Here is a 17,233-nt window from a genome sequence, read left to right on the forward strand (position 1 = left end):
GGGACGGTGGAGGGCATGGGACCGGGGACGACCGACCGCACCGCGCTGTCCCCCGCGCGGCGGCGGGCCGACCGCGCCCGGCTGGCCGACGGGGTCGTCGACGTGCTGGTGATCGGGGGCGGGGTGACCGGCGCGGGCGCCGCGCTGGACGCCGCCAGCCGTGGTCTGTCGGTGGGGGTGCTGGAGGCCCGGGACTGGGCGGCCGGCACCTCCAGCCGGTCCAGCAAGCTCGTCCACGGCGGGCTGCGCTACCTGGAGCAGCTGGCCTTCCCGCTGGTGCGCGAGGCGCTCAAGGAGCGGTCCCGGCTGGTCGCCACCATCGCCCCGCACCTGGTGCGGCCGCTGCCGTTCCTGCTGCCGCTGACCGCGCCGGTCTGGCAGCGCGCCTACTACGGGGCGGGCGTCGCGCTCTACGACGTGCTCGGCGCCGCATTCACCCGCGACCGGGTGGTGCCACGGCACCGTCACCTGTCCCGGCGGGCCGTGCTGGCGGCCTTCCCGGCGCTGCGCCGCGACGTCGTCCGGGGCGCGATCCGCTACTGGGACGCCCAGGTCGATGACGCCCGGCACACCCTCGCGGTGGTCCGGACGGCGGCCGGGTACGGCGCGCACGCCCTCTCCAGCGCCCGGGTGGTCGGCCTGCTGCGCGACGGCGACGCGGCCGACGCGCCGGTCGTCGGCGTCCGGGTGGCCGACCTGACCGACGGCTCCTCGTTCACCGTCCGCGCCCGCAGCGTCATCGCCGCCACCGGGGTGTGGAGCGACGACGTGGGGGAGATGCTCGGGACCTCGGCCCCCAGCCTGAAGGTGCGGGCCTCCAAGGGCGTGCACCTGGTGGTGCCCCGGGCGGCGATCGACGGCGCCGACGTCGACCCGGATGGGCTGATCCTGCGCACGCCCACCAGCGTGCTGTTCGTGATCCCGTGGCGGGAGCACTGGATCGTCGGCACCACCGACACGCCCTGGCGGCTCGACCGCGCCCACCCGGCTGCGAGCAGCGCCGACATCGGCTACCTGCTCGACCAGGTCAACCGGGTGCTCACCCGCCCGCTCACCGCCGACGACGTCGTCGGGGTGTACGCCGGCCTGCGGCCGCTGCTGGCGGGCGAGTCCGACGACACCAGCCGGCTCTCCCGCGAGCACGCCGTCATCACCCCCGTGCCGGGACTGGTGCTGGTGGCCGGTGGCAAGTACACGACGTACCGGGTGATGGCGGCCGACGCCGTCGACGCCGCGGTCGAAGGGCTGCCGGGTGCGCCGCGATCGCGCACGGCCGAGCTGCCGCTGGTCGGCGCGCGCGGCTGGGCCGGCGTCCGGGACCGGGCGGCCGGGCTGGCCGCCGAGCACGGGGTCCCGGAGGACGCCGTCGCGCGGTTGCTGGAGCGCCACGGCGACCAGGTGACGGCGGTGCTGGGCCTGGTGCGGAGCGACCCCGCGCTGGGCCGGCCGCTGACCGGCGCTCCCGACCACCTGGCCGCGGAGGTGGTGCACGCGGTGACGGCCGAGGGGGCCCTGCACCTCGACGACGTGCTCACCCGGCGCACCCGGATCTCGATCGAGACGCCGCACCGCGGGGTCGAGTCCGCCGCGGAGGTGGCGGACCTCATGGCGGGCGTCCTCGGCTGGGACGAGGAGCGGACCGCCCGGGAGGTCACCCACTACGCCGCCCGGGTCGACGCCGAGCGCGAGTCGCAGCGCATGCCCGACGACCGGACCGCCGACGCCGCCCGGCTCGGGGCGCCGGACGTGCGCGCCGCGGTCTGAGCGCGCCCCCCCGCCCGCGGGGTGCGCACCCGCGGGTGAGGGCGCGTTCCGGGGGCCGCGCGGGCGACGTAACCTGCGCAGACGATGTGGCAGCTCAGCAACGGCGTGCGGTACTACCCCTGGGGTAGCCGGACCGTCATCCCCGACCTCCTCGGTGAGGCCGTGCCCGCCGACCGGCCGCACGCCGAGCTGTGGGTCGGCGCGCACCCGGACGAGCCGAGCACGCTGGCCGACGGCCGGCCGCTGGACAAGGCGATCGCCGAGGACCCCGGGACACTGCTCGGCGCCCCGGTGCTGGAGCGCTTCGGCCCGCGCCTGCCGTTCCTCATGAAGGTGCTCGCCGCCGACACCCCGCTGTCGCTGCAGGCGCACCCCACGACGGAGCAGGCCCGGGCCGGGTACGCCGCCGAGGAGGCCGCCGGCATCCCGCACGACGACCCGACGCGGACGTTCAAGGACCCGTTCCACAAGCCGGAGCTGCTGCTCGCGCTGACCACCTTCGAGGCGCTCTGCGGGTTCCGGCCGGTGGAGGAGTCGCTGCACTGCCTGGCCAAGCTGCAGGTGCCCGAGCTCAAGCCGACCATCGCCGCCCTGGCGCGCGGCGGCCTGCGGGCGGTCATCCCGCAGCTGCTGGCGCTGACCGGCAAGCGGCGGACCCAGCTGGTGTCCGCCGTCGCCACCGCGGCCGCCCGGTTCGTGGCCGCCCATGACCCGGAGTTCATCAACACCTACCGCTGGGCGGCCACGCTCGCCGAGACCTATCCGGGCGACCCCGGCGTGGTCATCTCGCTGATGTGCAACCACCTCAAGCTCTCGCCCGGGGAGGCGGTGTTCCTCCCGGCGGGGAACCTGCACGCCTACCTCTCGGGCGCCGGCGTCGAGGTGATGGCCAGCTCGGACAACGTCCTCCGCGGAGGGCTGACCGCCAAGCACGTCGACCTCGCGGCGCTGATCGAGGTGCTCGACTTCTCCGACGGCCGGGTGCCGGTGATCCACCCGGTGCTGGGGCCCGGCGGCCTGCGGTACCCCGTGCCGGTCGAGGACTTCGACCTGACCCGGTGCCAGCTGGACGAGCAGTCCGGCACGCTGACCACTCGCGGCCCGCAGCTGCTCCTCTGCACCGAGGGGTCGGCCGTGCTCGCCTCCGCGGAGGGCGAGGAGCTCGCCCTGGCGAAGGGGTGCGCGGCCTTCCTCCCGGCCGGGACACCGGTCACCGCCCGCGGCCCCGCCGTCCTCTACCGGACGACGACGAACGTCATCTGACCGGCAGCGGCGTCCCGGCGTTGCGCCGCCGGGCGGGCGGCCCACCGGCCTAGCGTCGACCGGTCCGCAGATCCGGCCGGTGGGGGAGTTTCCGTGCACGTCCGACCCCGGTCCCGGCCGCTCGCCGTCGCCCTGGCCCTCGGCCTCGCGGTGGTGCTGACCGGCTGCGAGGTCGCCGACGTCGCCGAGAGCGGTGACGGGACCACGGCCGCCCCGGCTGCCGGCGTCGAGGGCACCCCGGCGTCGGCCGGCCCGGCGCTGGCGGCGCTCGACGGGCTCCCGGTCAAGGGCCGGGCGCCGCGGACCGGCTACGACCGCGACCGGTTCGGCGACGGCTGGGTGGACACCGACCGCAACGGCTGCGACACCCGCAACGACGTCCTGGCGCGCGACCTCACCGGCGAGACGTTCGTCCCGGACACCCGGGACTGCGTCGTGCGCACCGGCACGCTCGCCGACCCCTACTCGGGCCGGACGATCGACTTCCGGCGCGGCCAGGACACCAGCGACGACGTGCAGATCGACCACGTCGTCGCGCTGTCCGACGCCTGGCAGAAGGGCGCCCAGCAGTGGGACGCCGCGACCCGGAAGGCCTTCGCCAACGACCCGCTGAACCTCCTGGCCGTCGACGGCCCGCTGAACATGCAGAAGGGCGACGGCGACGCAGCCACCTGGCTGCCGCCGGCGACGGCGTACCGCTGCGCGTACGTCGCCCGGCAGGTGGCGGTGAAGGCCGGCTACGGGCTGTGGGTGACCCGGGCGGAGAAGGACGCCATGGCGACCGTGCTCGGCACCTGCCCGGACGAGCCGCTGCCCGCGGCGGTCCCCGTCGCCGGGCAGCCGGAGCCGGCTCTCCCGGACGGGCCGTCCTACGCCGACTGCGGCGCCGTGCGGGCCGCGGGCGCCGCTCCGATCCGCACCGGCGACCCCGGCTGGCGGCCGTCGTTCGACGGCGACGGCGACGGGGTCGGCTGCGAGGGCTGACCCCGCCCGGGTGGTCGACGGGCGACGGGCTTGCGGCCGCCGCCTATCCTGGGACACGGCACGAGCCCCGCCGAAGCCTCGGCATGCTCGCTCTCCCCGGTACCGGGGATCGAAGCGACCCTGCATCCGACTGCACCGCCCGGCCGCCGCGCCGGGCACACCTGGAGCTTTCATGACCGCCAGCACCGGCACCCGCACGCTGACCGAGGGCGACTTCAAGGTCGCCGACCTCTCCCTCGCGCCGTTCGGCCGCAAGGAGATCCAGCTCGCCGAGCACGAGATGCCCGGCCTGATGGCGCTGCGCGCCGAGTACGGCGACGCCCAGCCCCTCGCCGGCGCGCGCATCGCCGGCTCCCTGCACATGACCGTGCAGACCGCCGTCCTCATCGAGACGCTGACCGCGCTGGGCGCGGACGTCCGCTGGGTCTCCTGCAACATCTTCTCCACCCAGGACCACGCCGCGGCCGCCATCGTCGTCGGCGACGGCACCCCCGAGGAGCCCGCCGGCGTCCCGGTCTTCGCCTGGAAGGGCGAGACGCTGCCCGAGTACTGGTGGTGCACCCAGCGCCTGTTCGAGTTCCGCGACTCCAGCGGCGAGGTCGTCGGCCCGAACATGCTGCTCGACGACGGCGGCGACGCCACCCTGCTGGTGCACCTCGGCACCCGCTTCGAGGCCGACGGCGTCGTCCCCGACACGACCGAGGCCGACTCCGAGGAGTACGGGGTCATCCTCGACACCCTCCGCGGCACGCTCGCCGAGGACGGCTCGTACTGGACCCGCATCGGCCAGGGCATCAAGGGCGTCACCGAGGAGACCACCACCGGTGTCATGCGGCTCTACGAGCTCGCCCGCGACGGCCGCCTGCTCTTCCCGGCGATCAACGTCAACGACTCGGTCACCAAGAGCAAGTTCGACAACCTCTACGGCTGCCGCCACTCGCTCATCGACGGTCTCAACCGCGCCACCGACGTCATGATCGGCGGCAAGGTGGCCGTGGTCTGCGGCTACGGCGACGTCGGCAAGGGCTGCGCGGAGTCCCTCCGCGGCCAGGGCGCGCGCGTGATCGTCACCGAGATCGACCCGATCTGCGCCCTGCAGGCCGCCATGCACGGCTACGAGGTGACCACGCTGGACGAGGTGATCGGCAAGGCCGACATCATCATCACCACGACCGGCAACAAGGACATCATCTCCGCCGAGCAGCTGGCCTCGACCAAGCACCAGGCGATCATCGGCAACATCGGCCACTTCGACAACGAGATCGACATGGCCGGCCTGGCGCGCACCCCCGGCGTCGTGAGGACGAACATCAAGCCGCAGGTCGACGAGTGGCGGTTCGCCGACGGCCACACGATCATCGTGCTCTCCGAGGGCCGGCTGCTGAACCTGGGCAACGCCACCGGGCACCCCAGCTTCGTCATGAGCGCCTCGTTCTCCAACCAGACGCTGGCGCAGATCGAGCTGTGGAACAACCGGGCTGCCTACGAGGGGCAGACCCCCGGCGTCACCGTGCTCCCGAAGAAGCTCGACGAGCACGTCGCCCGGCTCCACCTCGACGCCCTCGGCGTCAAGCTGACCGAGCTGACCAAGGTGCAGGCCGACTACATCGGCGTGCCGGTCGAGGGTCCCTACAAGAGCGACCACTACCGCTACTGAGCCCGTCGTCGCCGCCGTAGCGGCCGGCTGATCAGCACGTTCCGCCCCGCCCGGGGGATCTCCCCGGGCGGGGCAGAGCATTTTCGGGGGTCCGTCGCGCAGAATGGTCGCCGTGCCCCCCACCGCTCCGCAGAACGGTCCCAGCCGCGGCCGTGTCCTCGTCGTCGACGACGACGCCGCCCTCGCCGAGATGCTCGGCATCGTGCTGCGGCGCGAGGGGTACGAGCCGGCCTTCGTCTCCGACGGCAACCGCGCGGTGGGGGTCTTCCAGCAGACCCGGCCCGACCTGGTGCTGCTGGACCTGATGCTGCCCGGCCGCAACGGCCTGCAGATCTGCCAGGACATCCGGACGCAGTCGACCGTGCCGATCGTCATGCTCACCGCCAAGGGCGACACGATCGACGTCGTCCAGGGCCTGGAAGCCGGCGCCGACGACTACGTCACCAAGCCGTTCAAGCCGGTCGAACTGGTGGCTCGCGTCCGCGCCCAGCTGCGCCGCGGCGAGACCGGCCAGGCGGAGAACCTGAGCATCGGTGACGTGCAGATCGACGTCCCGGCCCACCAGGTCACCCGGGACGGCGTCCCGATCGCGCTGACCCCCCTGGAGTTCGACCTGCTCGTGGCCCTGGCCCGCAAGCCGCGGCAGGTGTTCACCCGCGAGCTGCTGCTGGAGCAGGTGTGGGGCTACCGGCACGCCGCCGACACCCGTCTGGTCAACGTGCACGTCCAGCGGCTGCGGGCCAAGGTCGAGCGCGACCCGGAGAAGCCCGAGGTCGTCCTGACCGTGCGCGGGGTCGGCTACAAGGCCGGCCCGCCGTGAGCGGGGTCCCGGTTCCGGGTGCCGGTTGGGGAACACTGGGGCGGTGACCGCCACCCGGACCCCCGAGACGGGCGCCGGGTCCGAGCACCCCTCGCGGCCGCCCGGTCCCGGACCCCGGGCACGTGGGCGGCTGCTGCGCCTGCGCCGCGGGCTGCGCCGGCGCGCCGGGCGGGCTCGCCGCCGGGCGCAGCGGAGCACCCGGCGGCTCGCCGCGCGCGCCGTCCACGCGTGGCGGTCGTCGCTGCAGGTCCGCATCGGCGCGATCACCATGCTGCTGGCCGGCACCGTCGTGGTGATCGTGAGCATGGTGCTGTTCAGCCAGATCAAGGACCAGCTGCTCGACGTGAAGCGCCAGGCCGCCATCGACCAGGTCCAGGCCGGGGTCGTGTACGCGCAGAGCGAGGTGGCCGGCATCGCCACGGGCGACGCCGCCAGCGTCCGGGCCACCCTGGCCCGCACGGTCAACCAGCTGCTCGACCGCGGCGGCGCGGCCGGTGACTTCGACGTCGTGATGGTATACCGCACCGGCGACCGCGACCGTCCGGCCACCAACCGCCGCCCGCTGTACACGGCGCTGCCGACCGACCTGCGGGCCACCGTCGACGCCGGCAGCCAGGCGTCCAAGTACGACATGGTCCCGGGCGCCTCCGGCGAGCTCCGGCCCAGCCTGCTGGTGGGGGCGCCGGTCACCGGTGACGCGACGGGCCCCGACCAGATCGAGCTGTACTACGTCTTCCCGCTCCAGCAGGAGCAGGAGAGCCTCTCGCTGATCCGCAGCACCGTGGTGATCAGCGGGGTCGCCCTCACGCTGCTCGTCGTCGGCATCGGCGTGCTGGTCACCCGGCTCGTCGTGGACCCGGTGCGGCAGGCGGCCGGCACCGCCCAGCGGCTGGCCGAGGGGCAGCTCGAGGAGCGGATGGCGGTCCGGGGCGAGGACGACCTGGCCCGGCTGGCCACCAGCTTCAACGCGATGGCCGACAGCCTGCAGCGCCAGATCACCCAGCTGGAGGGGCTCTCCCAGCTGCAGCAGCGGTTCACCTCCGACGTCTCGCACGAGTTGCGCACCCCGCTGACCACGGTGCAGATGGCCGCCGAGGTGCTGCACGAGGCCCGGGGCGACTTCCCCGCCCACGTCGCCCGCTCGGCGGAGCTGCTGCGGGCGGAGCTGGACCGGTTCGAGGCGCTGCTGACCGACCTGCTGGAGATCAGCCGGTACGACGCCGGAGCGGCCGTGCTGGACTCGGCGCCGACCGACCTGGGCGTGCTGGTCGCCCGGGTCGTCGACGGGATGACCTCGCTGGCCGAGCGGCACGGGTGCGAGCTGCAGGTGAGCCACCCGGCCGAGGGCGTGCTGGCCGAGGTCGACGCCCGCCGGGTCGAACGCATCCTGCGCAACCTCGTCGGCAACGCCATCGAGCACGGCTCCGGGCACCCGGTGGAGATCACCCTGGCGGCCAACCGCTCGGCCGCCGCGGTCACCGTCCGCGACCACGGGGTCGGCCTCAGCTCGGGCGAGGCCCAGCACGTGTTCGACCGCTTCTGGCGGGCCGACCCGTCCCGGGTGCGCACGGTGGGCGGCAGCGGGCTGGGGCTGTCGATCAGCCTGGAGGACGCGCGCCTGCACGGCGGGTGGCTGCAGGTGTGGGGCCAGCCCGGCGCCGGCGCGCAGTTCCGGCTCACCCTGCCGCTGGTCGCGGGCGCCGACCTGACCAGCTCCCCGCTCCCGCTGCGCCCGGTCAAGCTGCGGCGCCCGGGGGTGCACTCGTGAGCCGGGGCAGGCTGCTCGCGGCCGTGCTCCTGGCCGCCGTGCTGCCGTTGGTCTCGTGCTCGACGGTGCCCACCGAGTCGCCGGTGGTGGAGATCACCCAGGCGCCGGCGCGGGTGCCGCAGGCGGTCGGCATCGAGCCGCTGCCGCCGGAGGCGGGTGCCAGCGCCGAGGAGATCGTGCGCGACTTCATCAACGCGGCGGCCAGCACGGTCCGCCGGCACCCCGTCGCCCGCCAGTACCTCACGCCGGGGGCCGCCGAGGCGTGGGCTCCCGACGAGAGCGGGATCAGCGTCATCGGCACCGACTTCGCCGTGGTGACCACCGACGCCGGCGCCGTCACGGTGACCGCCAACCTGATCGGGACGGTCGACCCGCGGGGCATCTTCACCGCGGCCGAGCGGGGGGTGTTCACCCGCACGTTCAGCCTGGAGCAGGTCAACGGCGAGTGGCGGATCAGCACGCCGCCGGACGGCCTGATCATGCTGGAGCCGGACTTCCGCCGGCTCTACGACGGCATCGCCGCCTACTTCCTCGACTGGACCGGGCAGCGCGTGGTCCCGGACCCGCGCTACCTGATCCGCGGCGAGTCCCAGCCCACCGCCCTGGTCGAGCGGCTGATCACCGGCCCGTCCGCGCCGCTGGCGGCCGGGGTCCGCAACCCGCTCAACGGGGTCGAGCTGGTCCGCGCGGTCACCGTCGAGGGGCAGACGGCGACCGTGGAGCTCACCGGCCTGCCGGCGGAGCCCTCGCCGGTGCTGGCCGAGATCAGCGCGCAGCTGGTGTGGAACCTGCAGCAGCTGGACCGGCCCCGGATCACCAACGTCGTCGTGCTGCTCGACGGCGAGCCGGTGACACCGGGTGGCGTGCCGGTGCAGCAGACCGTCGAGGACTGGGCCTCCTTCGACCCGGACGCCGTGCCGGTCGACGGGGTGGGGCACTACATCGTCGACGGCGCGTTGCGCACCGTCGCCGCGGGGGAGCCGGCCCCCGGCCCGGCGGGGACCGGCGTCTACGGGCTGAGCAGCGCGGCGATCGCGGCCGACTCGGCCACCGGGCAGCTCTCCTTCCTCGCCGGCGTGCGTGCCGAGGACGGCGGCGCCACGCTCCTCGCCGGCCCGTACGGCGGGGAGCTGACCCCGGTGCTGCGCGCCCGCACGCTGAGCGCGCCCACGGTCGCGGCCACCCGCACCGAGGCGTGGGTGGTGCGCGACGGCGCCGAGCTCGTGCGCGTCCCGGCCGGGGGGCCACCGCAGCCGGTGGCCGCTCCGACCCTGCCCGGGCTGGGCCGGGCCGAGGTGCTGCAGCTCTCGCCGGACGGCGTCCGCGCCGCGGTGGTGGTCGACGGGCCGCAGGGGCGGCGGCTGCACGTGGGCACCGTGGTCCGCTCCGACGACGGCGCCGTGGTGCTGCGCGACCTGCGCAACGTGGCCCCCACGCTCGCCGGGGTCATCGACGTCGGCTGGCGGGACAGCGGCAACCTGCTCGTGCTGGCCGGGGACGAGGGCGAGGACCGCATCGTCCCGTACTCGGTGGGCGTGGACGGCTGGGGGCTGGCCCTGGTGCCGACGTCCGGCCTGCCCAGCCAGCCGACCGCGCTCGGCGTCGCGCCGCTGCGCCAGGCGCTGGTGAGCGCCGGTGACACCGTCTGGCAGCTGGCCGGCGGCACCTGGGTGACCCTGGTGCGCGGCGCCGAGCCGCTGCCCGGGACGGCGCCGTTCTACCCGCTCTGAGGCCGGGCCGGGCCGTCCACAGATGGCGGCGCGGGCCGCCTGACCGGCGGCCGGCCGGGCAGGCTGGGGCGGTGGGGATCCCGGTGCTGTCGGCGCTGGCCGACCTGGTGCTGCCCCGCACCTGCGCGGGCTGCGGGCTGCCCGGCGCGGTGCTGTGCCGCGGCTGCGCGCGGTTGCTCGCCGCGCCCCGGCTGGCGCAGCCCCGGCGGTTCCCGCCGGGCTTCCCGCCGACGGTCGCGGCCGGGGGCTACGCGGGCCCGGTCCGCCCGGCGGTCAACGCCTTCAAGGAGCAGGGGCGGGCGGAGCTGGCCGCACCGCTGGGGACCGCGCTCGCCCTCGCCGTCGCCGCGGTCCGGCTGGGTGTGGACGGGCGACCGCCGGTCCTGCTCGTGCCGGTGCCGGCCTCGGCGGCCGCCGTCCGGGCCCGCGGCCGGGACCACGTGCGGGAGCTGACCGCGCGAGCGGTGGCCGAGCTGCGGGCCGCCGGCGTGGCCGCCGCCGAGAGCCGCGCGCTGCGGCGCCGGGGGCGGATCCGCGACTCGGCGGGGCTCACGGTCGCCGAGCGGCGGGCCAACCTCGCCGGCACGTTCGTGCTCGACCGGGACCACCGGCCGACGGGTGCGCTGCTGGTCCTGGTCGACGACGTGGTGACCACCGGTGCGACCCTCACCGAGGCGGCGACGGTGCTGGCCACCGGCGCCCGGCCGGCCGGGCTCTCCGTCGTGGCGGCGGTCGTGGCCGCCACGCCGAGGGAGCCCGCGTGTCCATCGGCCGGCTCCGCCGGACCCGGCGGGTTCCGGCCAGGGACGGTCCTCCGCGACGACCTCGATCGACTGTCGCGGCCCCGGAGGAGGGACTAGCGTCGAAGCGACCAATCCCCGCCCCAACCGGGAGGTCTCATGGAGATCGTGGTCCGTGGTCGCAACGTCGAGGTCCCTGAGCACTACCGCCAGCACGTCGAGGACAAGGTCGGTCAGCTGGAGCGGTTCGACGCCAAGCTGTCCCGCATCGACGTGGAGCTGTTCCACGAGAAGAACCCCCGCCAGTCGGCCAGCTGCCAGCGGGTGGAGATCACCCTCCGCGGCAAGGGCCCCGTCGTCCGCGCCGAGGCGGCCGGCCCCGACTTCTACGCCGCCCTCGACCTGGCGTCGGGGAAGCTGGACAACCGGCTGCGCCGGGCCGCCGACCGCCGCCGGGTGCACCACGGCCGCCGGACGCCCGACAGCGTGCGCGTGACCGGCGCGGCGCTGGACGCCGGGCATCCCGAGCTGGGCATCGAGCAGCAGCTCGAGCTCGACCGCGAGCTCGCCTCCGGGCCGCACGTCACCGACCTGGACGAGCACCTGCCCGGGCGCGTCGTGCGGGAGAAGCACCATCCCGCGACGCCCATGACCGTCGACCAGGCCCTGCACGAGATGGAGCTGGTCGGCCACGACTTCTTCCTGTTCCAGTGCGCCGACACCGGCGTGCCCACCGTGGTCTACCGCCGGCACGCCTACGACTACGGCCTGATCCGGCTCGCCCCCGTCTCCCCGGACGGCAGCGCGCCGGCCGGGCAGCCGGTGGCCACCTCGGCCGGCGTCTGACCGCGGGCGGGGGTGCGGCGCGTCCGCACTCCCGCCCGACCGCCGGGTCAGTCCCCGGCGACCCGCCCGAAGAGCACCGCGTCGACCCGGCCGCCGGCGCGGTCGGGCAGGCACGCGCGGACGACGCCCTCCTGGCGGAACCCGGCCCGCCGGGCCGTCGCCTGCGAGGCGGCGTTGCCCACCTCGGCGAACAGGTGCACCCGCGGCGCGCCCAGGGCCAGCGCCCACTCGGCGAGCGCGTGCGCCGCCTCCGCGGCGTACCCGCGCCCGCGCGCCTCCGGGGCGATCCAGTACCCGACGGCCGGCCCGAGCTCGCCGGTCGCCAGCCGCAGGGTCGCCGTCCCGGCGAACTCACCCGCCGCCTCGACGGCGCAGCCGAGCGCCGCGCCCGTGGCCCGCTCGCCGGGGGTGGTCTCCTCGACGAACGCCCGGGCGTCCGCCCGCGTGTAGGGCGCCGGCACCATCGGCAGCCACCGCTGGACGGCGGCGTCCTGGCAGGCGCGGTGCACCGCGTCGACGTCGGCGGGGCGGTGGGGCCGCAGCACCAGCCGCTCGGTGTGCAGCGTCTCGGTGGTCAGGTCGACGGCGGAGAGGTCGAGCGTCACCGCCCGATCCTCACGCGTTGCCGAGGACCCGGTCGACCGAGATCTCGACCACCACCCGCGCCGGGTTCTCCCGGGGCTGCCGGTACCGGACCGCGTAGCGCGCGACGGCGTCGGCGACCGAGGCGGTGTCGCCCCGGACCACCGCCGTCCCCTCGAGGGTGACCCAGCGACGGCCGTCGACCTGGCAGACGGCGACCCGCGTCTGCCCGTCCCGGACGTGGCGTGCCTTCGCCGAGCCGCCGGAGGTGATCACCCGCGCCGTCCGCGTCGCCGGGTCGTAGGTGACGCCCACCGGCACGACGTGCGGGGTCCCGTCGCGGCGCAGCGTGGTCAGCGTGGCCAGGTGGCGTTCGGTGAGGAAGGCGAGCAGGTCGGGGCCGAGGTCGTCCAGGTCGTGCGGCACGGATGGAGGTTAGGCCGGGCGCGCATCCGGGGAGGCCCTGCCCGCGTCGCGGACCGCGGTGCCGGTGGCGCCGCCTACGCTGGGGGTGTGCTGTTCCAGAAGATCCTCCGTGCCGGTGAGGGCAAGCTCGTCCGACGGCTGGGCAAGATCGCCGATGCGGTCGAGTCGCTCGCCGACGACTACACCGACCTGACCGACGCGGAGCTCCGCGCGAAGACCGACGAGTTCAAGGAGCGCCACGCCGACGGAGAGTCGCTCGACGCGCTCCTGCCCGAGGCCTTCTCCGTCGTGCGCGAGGCGGCGACCCGCACGCTCGGGCAGCGGCACTTCCGCGTGCAGCTCATGGGCGGTGCGGCGCTGCACCTGGGGAACATCGCCGAGATGCGCACGGGTGAGGGCAAGACGCTCACCGGGGTGCTGCCGGCCTACCTCAACGCGCTCACCGGCGACGGCGTGCACGTCATCACGGTCAACGACTACCTGGCCAAGCGCGACGCCGAGTGGATGGGCCGGGTGCACCGGTTCCTCGGGCTGTCGGTCGGCACGATCCTGTCCGGCCAGGCGCCCTCGGTGCGGCGGGAGCAGTACGCCGCGGACATCACCTACGGCACCAACAACGAGTTCGGTTTCGACTACCTGCGCGACAACATGGCCTGGAGCAAGGCCGACCTCGTGCAGCGCGGGCACCACTACGCGATCGTCGACGAGGTCGACTCCATCCTCATCGACGAGGCCCGCACCCCGCTGATCATCAGCGGCCCGGCCGAGACCAGCGCCAAGTGGTACGGCGAGTTCGCCCGGCTGGTGCCGATGATGAAGCGCGACGTCCACTACGAGGTGGAGGAGGACAAGCGCACCGTCGCCGTCACGGAAGAGGGCGTCGAGTTCGTCGAGGACCAGCTGGGCATCGACAACCTCTACGAGGCGGCGAACACGCCCCTGATCGGCTACCTGAACAACGCCCTCAAGGCCAAGGAGCTGTTCAAGAAGGACCATCAGTACATCGTCACCAACGGCGAGGTCCTCATCGTCGACGAGTTCACCGGCCGCGTGCTGGCCGGGCGCCGCTACAACGAGGGCATGCACCAGGCCATCGAGGCCAAGGAGAAGGTGAAGATCAAGGACGAGAACCAGACGCTCGCCACGATCACCCTCCAGAACTACTTCCGGCTCTACGACAAGCTCTCCGGGATGACCGGCACCGCCCAGACCGAGGCGGCGGAGCTCAACCAGACCTACTCCCTCGGCGTCGTCCCGATCCCGACGAACCGGCCGATGGTCCGGCAGGACCGCTCCGACGTCATCTACAAGACGGAGAAGGCGAAGTTCGACGCCGTCGTCGACGACATCGCCGAGCGGCACGAGGCCGGCCAGCCGGTGCTGGTCGGTACGGCCAGCGTCGAGAAGTCCGAGCTGCTGTCCACGTACCTGCTCCGGCGGGGCATCCCGCACGAGGTGCTGAACGCGAAGAACCACGCCCGGGAGGCGTCGATCATCGCCCAGGCCGGCCGGCCGGGCGCGGTCACCGTCGCGACCAACATGGCCGGCCGCGGCACCGACATCCAGCTCGGTGGCAACGCCGAGTTCATCGCCGACGAGGCGCTGCGGGCCCGGGGCCTCTCGCCCTCGGAGACCCCGGAGGAGTACGAGGCCGCCTGGGACGACGCCCTCCACGCGGCGAAGGCCCAGGTCAAGGCGGAGCACGAGGAGGTCACCGAAGCCGGTGGTCTCTACGTCCTCGGCACCGAGCGGCACGAGAGCCGCCGGATCGACAACCAGCTGCGCGGTCGCTCCGGCCGGCAGGGCGACCCGGGGGAGTCGCGGTTCTACCTCTCCCTGGGCGACGACCTGATGCGCCGGTTCAACGGGCCGATGCTCGAGTCGATGATGAACACCCTCCGGGTGCCCGACGACCAGCCGATCGAGTCGAAGATGGTCAGCCGGGCGATCCTCTCGGCGCAGACCCAGGTCGAGCAGCAGAACTTCGAGGTCCGCAAGAACGTCCTCAAGTACGACGAGGTGCTCAACCGGCAGCGCACCGTCATCTACGACGAGCGGCGCCGGGTGCTCGAGGGGGCCGACCTGCACGAGCAGGTGCGGTCCATGGTCGACGACGTCGTCAGCGCCTACGTCGACGGGGCGACGGAGACCGGCTACGCCGAGGACTGGGACCTCGACCAGCTCTGGACCGGCCTCAAGGCGCTGTACCCGGTGGGCCTCACGGTCGACGAGCTGATCGGGGACAAGGCCGACGGCGACCAGTCCGACCTTTCCGCCGAGGACCTCAAGCGCGCACTGCTCGACGACGTGCACCGGGCCTACGAGGAGCGGGAGACGACGCTCGGCGCGGAGGTCATGCGCGAGCTGGAGCGGCGGGTGCTGCTGTCGGTGCTGGACCGGAAGTGGCGCGAGCACCTCTACGAGATGGACTACCTGCGGGCCGGCATCCACCTGCGCGCGATGGCCAACCGCGACCCGGTCGTGGAGTACCAGCGCGAGGGCTACGACATGTTCGTGGCGATGCTCGACGGCATCAAGGAGGAGTCGGTCGGCTTCCTGTTCAACCTCGAGGTGAAGACCAAGGAGGAGCAGGAGGCCGAGACGAAGGCCAAGCAGGCCGAGGCCGAGGCCAGGGCGCTGGCCGCGGCCCAGGCCGGCACGGCCAAGGTGCTGGCCCGCCAGGCGACCACGGCCAGGGCCGCAGGCGGTACCGCGACCGCGGCGACGGCCCGCCGGTCGGCCACGGCTCCGACAGCTCCTGTCGCGGAGACGGCCCCGGCAGCACCCACGGCGCCGGCTCAGCAGGCGGCTTCGGCGGCTCCGGCGGCTCCGGCGGCTCCCGCGGCGGCTCCGGCGGCTCCCGCGGCGGCTCCGGCGGCTCCCGCGGCGGCTCCGGCGGCGCCGGTCGCCGCGGCTGCGCCGGCCGACGCTGCTCCCGCTGCGGCCACCGACGAGGTGTCCGCCTCGGGCACCGGGCCGGTACTGGACGTCAAGGGTCTCGACGAGCCGCGCCGCGAGGAGAAGCTGACCTACTCGGCGCCCAGCCTCGACGCCTCCCCGGCCGAGAGCGGCCGGGCCAAGGCGGCCAAGACCGCGACGGTCTCCGGCACCAAGGAGACCCCGCGCAACGCCCCCTGCCCGTGCGGCTCGGGCCGGAAGTACAAGCAGTGCCACGGAGCGGCCGGCGCGTAGCCGCACCGACGACGACGCCCCGCCGACCGAGCCGGTCGGCGGGGCGTCGTGCTCTCCGGCCCCGGGCCGAGGGCTCAGCCGATCTGCAGGGCGGTGCACCGCCAGAAGCCGTCGATGCCCTCCAGGCGGGCGGCCACGGCGTGCGCGCGCCCGCCGCGGTGGGCGACCGCGCTGATCTCCGCGACCCCGTCCACCGGCTCGCACACGCGCACCCGCCCGACGACCACCGGGGCGTTCCCCTCGGCGCACCAGCGCGGCCGGCGGCCGGCCGACAGGGCGGCGTAGACGCCGGGCGTGGTCAGCGGCCGCACCTGGGCCAGCGGTCGCCGCCCGGTCAGGACCTCCAGCGTGGTGGTCACCAGCCGCCGCGCCGTCTCCGTCGCCGACGGCAGCTCGGCCCGTCCCGAGAGCACCGGCCCGAACTCGTCGCGCGGGGCAGCGGTCGCCGGCAGGCGCGGTCGCGGGCCGGGACGCGGGGCCGGCCGGGGGACCGGCCGTCCGGGGTGGACCAGGCGGAGCGCCGGGCGCGGCTCCAGCGGGGGCTGCGGCGTCGGGACGGCGGTCAGGCGCAGGGCCGGCCGCCCGGTGGGCGCGAGGGTGCGGGACGGTGCGGTCATCGGGGCTCCCGGTGCTGGGGGTGGGTGGCGGAACGGCGGGTCACGGCAGGAGGGGTGGGCGCAGCACCTGACCGGGCAGCAGCCGGTCGGGATCGGGCCCGATGACGTCGGCGTTGGCCGCCCACCACGCCTGGACGGCGGCGGCCACCTCGGCGGCGGACGGTGCGCGCCCGGACTCCGCGGCCAGGCGGCGCTCCGCGATGTGCCACAGGCAGTCGCCCCGCACGACGACGTGCTCTCCGGCCGCCGGTGCGCCGGGCCAGTCGGGGACGACGTCGCCGGCCCGCAGCCGGTCGTCCGGGGCCGGCGGGGCCGCCGGCGGGCCGGCCGGCCAGTCCGGTGCAGGGCCGCCGGTCGACGCGGCCGGGCCGGCGGGCGAGGCATCGGCCGAGGCGGCGGCCGGCGTCGCGGCGAGCACGGTCACCGCCGCACCCAGCACGGGCGGGGCGATCCCGAGCCCCACTCCCAGGGCCAGTGCCGCGGCACGCCGGGCGCCACGGGGGAGCAGCGCCCCGAGGGCCCCGTGCGCGGCGGACCCGGCCGCACCGGGCGCCGCGGAGAGCGCGGTCAGCAGCAGCCCGAGCGCGCCCCAGCCCCACACCAGCCAGGCCAGCAGGCCGACCAGGTGCAGGACCAGGACGTCGGCCCCGGCGGCGTCCGCGGTGCGCTGCGCCGCGGCGAGTGCGGTCAGCGAATCGGGTGGCGCGGGCGTCAGGACCGCCAGCACGCCGGCGATGCCGGCCATGCCGAGCGCCGTTCCGACCAGTCGTCGTGGTGACACCCGTGCCCTCCTCCGCGTTGACGTTGCGTCACTAAAGCAACCAAACGCAAGTAAATGCAAGTG

General features: G+C 75.1%; 14 protein-coding genes. 10 read left to right on the top strand and 4 right to left on the bottom strand.

Annotation, left to right across the window (positions count from 1 at the left end; all coding sequences use genetic code 11):
* The first annotated feature begins 15 nt into the window (after positions 1-15).
* From ACI790_RS14545 to hpf, 9 genes are all read left to right on the top strand, one after another.
* Complete coding sequence (locus tag ACI790_RS14545; protein ID WP_456570493.1) at positions 16-1,764, top strand: glycerol-3-phosphate dehydrogenase/oxidase; 1,749 nt, start codon at positions 16-18, stop codon at positions 1,762-1,764.
* An 84-nt stretch (positions 1,765-1,848) separates the two neighbouring features.
* Complete coding sequence (gene manA, locus ACI790_RS14550; protein ID WP_456570494.1) at positions 1,849-3,027, top strand: mannose-6-phosphate isomerase, class I; 1,179 nt, start codon at positions 1,849-1,851, stop codon at positions 3,025-3,027.
* Positions 3,028-3,120: 93 nt separating this feature from the next.
* Positions 3,121-4,011 (top strand): GmrSD restriction endonuclease domain-containing protein, encoded by an 891-nt coding sequence (locus ACI790_RS14555; protein ID WP_456570495.1) that lies wholly within the window; start codon positions 3,121-3,123, stop codon positions 4,009-4,011.
* 172 nt (positions 4,012-4,183) lie between these two features.
* Positions 4,184-5,668 carry an adenosylhomocysteinase gene (gene ahcY, locus ACI790_RS14560; protein ID WP_456570496.1) on the top strand — a complete coding sequence of 495 codons (1,485 nt, stop codon included), beginning with the start codon at positions 4,184-4,186 and terminating at the stop codon, positions 5,666-5,668.
* Positions 5,669-5,771: 103 nt separating this feature from the next.
* The gene (mtrA, locus tag ACI790_RS14565) at positions 5,772-6,488 is read left to right on the top strand and encodes an MtrAB system response regulator MtrA (protein ID WP_456570497.1); all 717 of its coding nucleotides are present in this window, start codon (positions 5,772-5,774) and stop codon (positions 6,486-6,488) included.
* 43 nt (positions 6,489-6,531) lie between these two features.
* Complete coding sequence (gene mtrB / locus ACI790_RS14570; protein WP_456570498.1) at positions 6,532-8,256, top strand: MtrAB system histidine kinase MtrB; 1,725 nt, start codon at positions 6,532-6,534, stop codon at positions 8,254-8,256.
* Complete coding sequence (locus ACI790_RS14575; RefSeq protein ID WP_456570499.1) at positions 8,253-9,986, top strand: LpqB family beta-propeller domain-containing protein; 1,734 nt, start codon at positions 8,253-8,255, stop codon at positions 9,984-9,986. Before mtrB ends, ACI790_RS14575 begins: the two co-directional genes overlap by 4 nt.
* Positions 9,987-10,057: 71 nt before the next feature.
* Positions 10,058-10,846 (top strand): ComF family protein, encoded by a 789-nt coding sequence (locus tag ACI790_RS14580; protein WP_456570500.1) that lies wholly within the window; start codon positions 10,058-10,060, stop codon positions 10,844-10,846.
* A 39-nt stretch (positions 10,847-10,885) separates the two neighbouring features.
* Positions 10,886-11,572, top strand: a complete 687-nt coding sequence (gene hpf / locus ACI790_RS14585; RefSeq protein ID WP_456570501.1) for a ribosome hibernation-promoting factor, HPF/YfiA family — start codon at positions 10,886-10,888, stop codon at positions 11,570-11,572.
* A 47-nt stretch (positions 11,573-11,619) separates the two neighbouring features.
* On the opposite strand, the gene ACI790_RS14590 is transcribed toward hpf, so the two are convergent.
* Positions 11,620-12,177: a GNAT family N-acetyltransferase gene (locus ACI790_RS14590; RefSeq protein ID WP_456570502.1), complete on the bottom strand. Its 558-nt coding sequence runs from the start codon at positions 12,175-12,177 to the stop codon at positions 11,620-11,622.
* Between the two features lie 10 nt (positions 12,178-12,187).
* The gene (locus ACI790_RS14595) at positions 12,188-12,580 is read right to left on the bottom strand and encodes a pyridoxamine 5'-phosphate oxidase family protein (RefSeq protein ID WP_456570503.1); all 393 of its coding nucleotides are present in this window, start codon (positions 12,578-12,580) and stop codon (positions 12,188-12,190) included.
* Between the two features lie 87 nt (positions 12,581-12,667).
* On the opposite strand from ACI790_RS14595, the gene secA reads away from it, so the two are divergent.
* The gene (secA, locus tag ACI790_RS14600) at positions 12,668-15,772 is read left to right on the top strand and encodes a preprotein translocase subunit SecA (protein ID WP_456570504.1); all 3,105 of its coding nucleotides are present in this window, start codon (positions 12,668-12,670) and stop codon (positions 15,770-15,772) included.
* Positions 15,773-15,846: 74 nt separating this feature from the next.
* On the opposite strand, the gene ACI790_RS14605 is transcribed toward secA, so the two are convergent.
* Complete coding sequence (locus ACI790_RS14605; protein WP_456570505.1) at positions 15,847-16,389, bottom strand: Rv3235 family protein; 543 nt, start codon at positions 16,387-16,389, stop codon at positions 15,847-15,849.
* A 40-nt stretch (positions 16,390-16,429) separates the two neighbouring features.
* The gene (locus ACI790_RS14610) at positions 16,430-17,170 is read right to left on the bottom strand and encodes a hypothetical protein (RefSeq protein WP_456570506.1); all 741 of its coding nucleotides are present in this window, start codon (positions 17,168-17,170) and stop codon (positions 16,430-16,432) included.
* Positions 17,171-17,233 lie beyond the last annotated feature (63 nt).

It is taken from the genome of Blastococcus sp. SYSU DS0539, assembly GCF_054050855.1.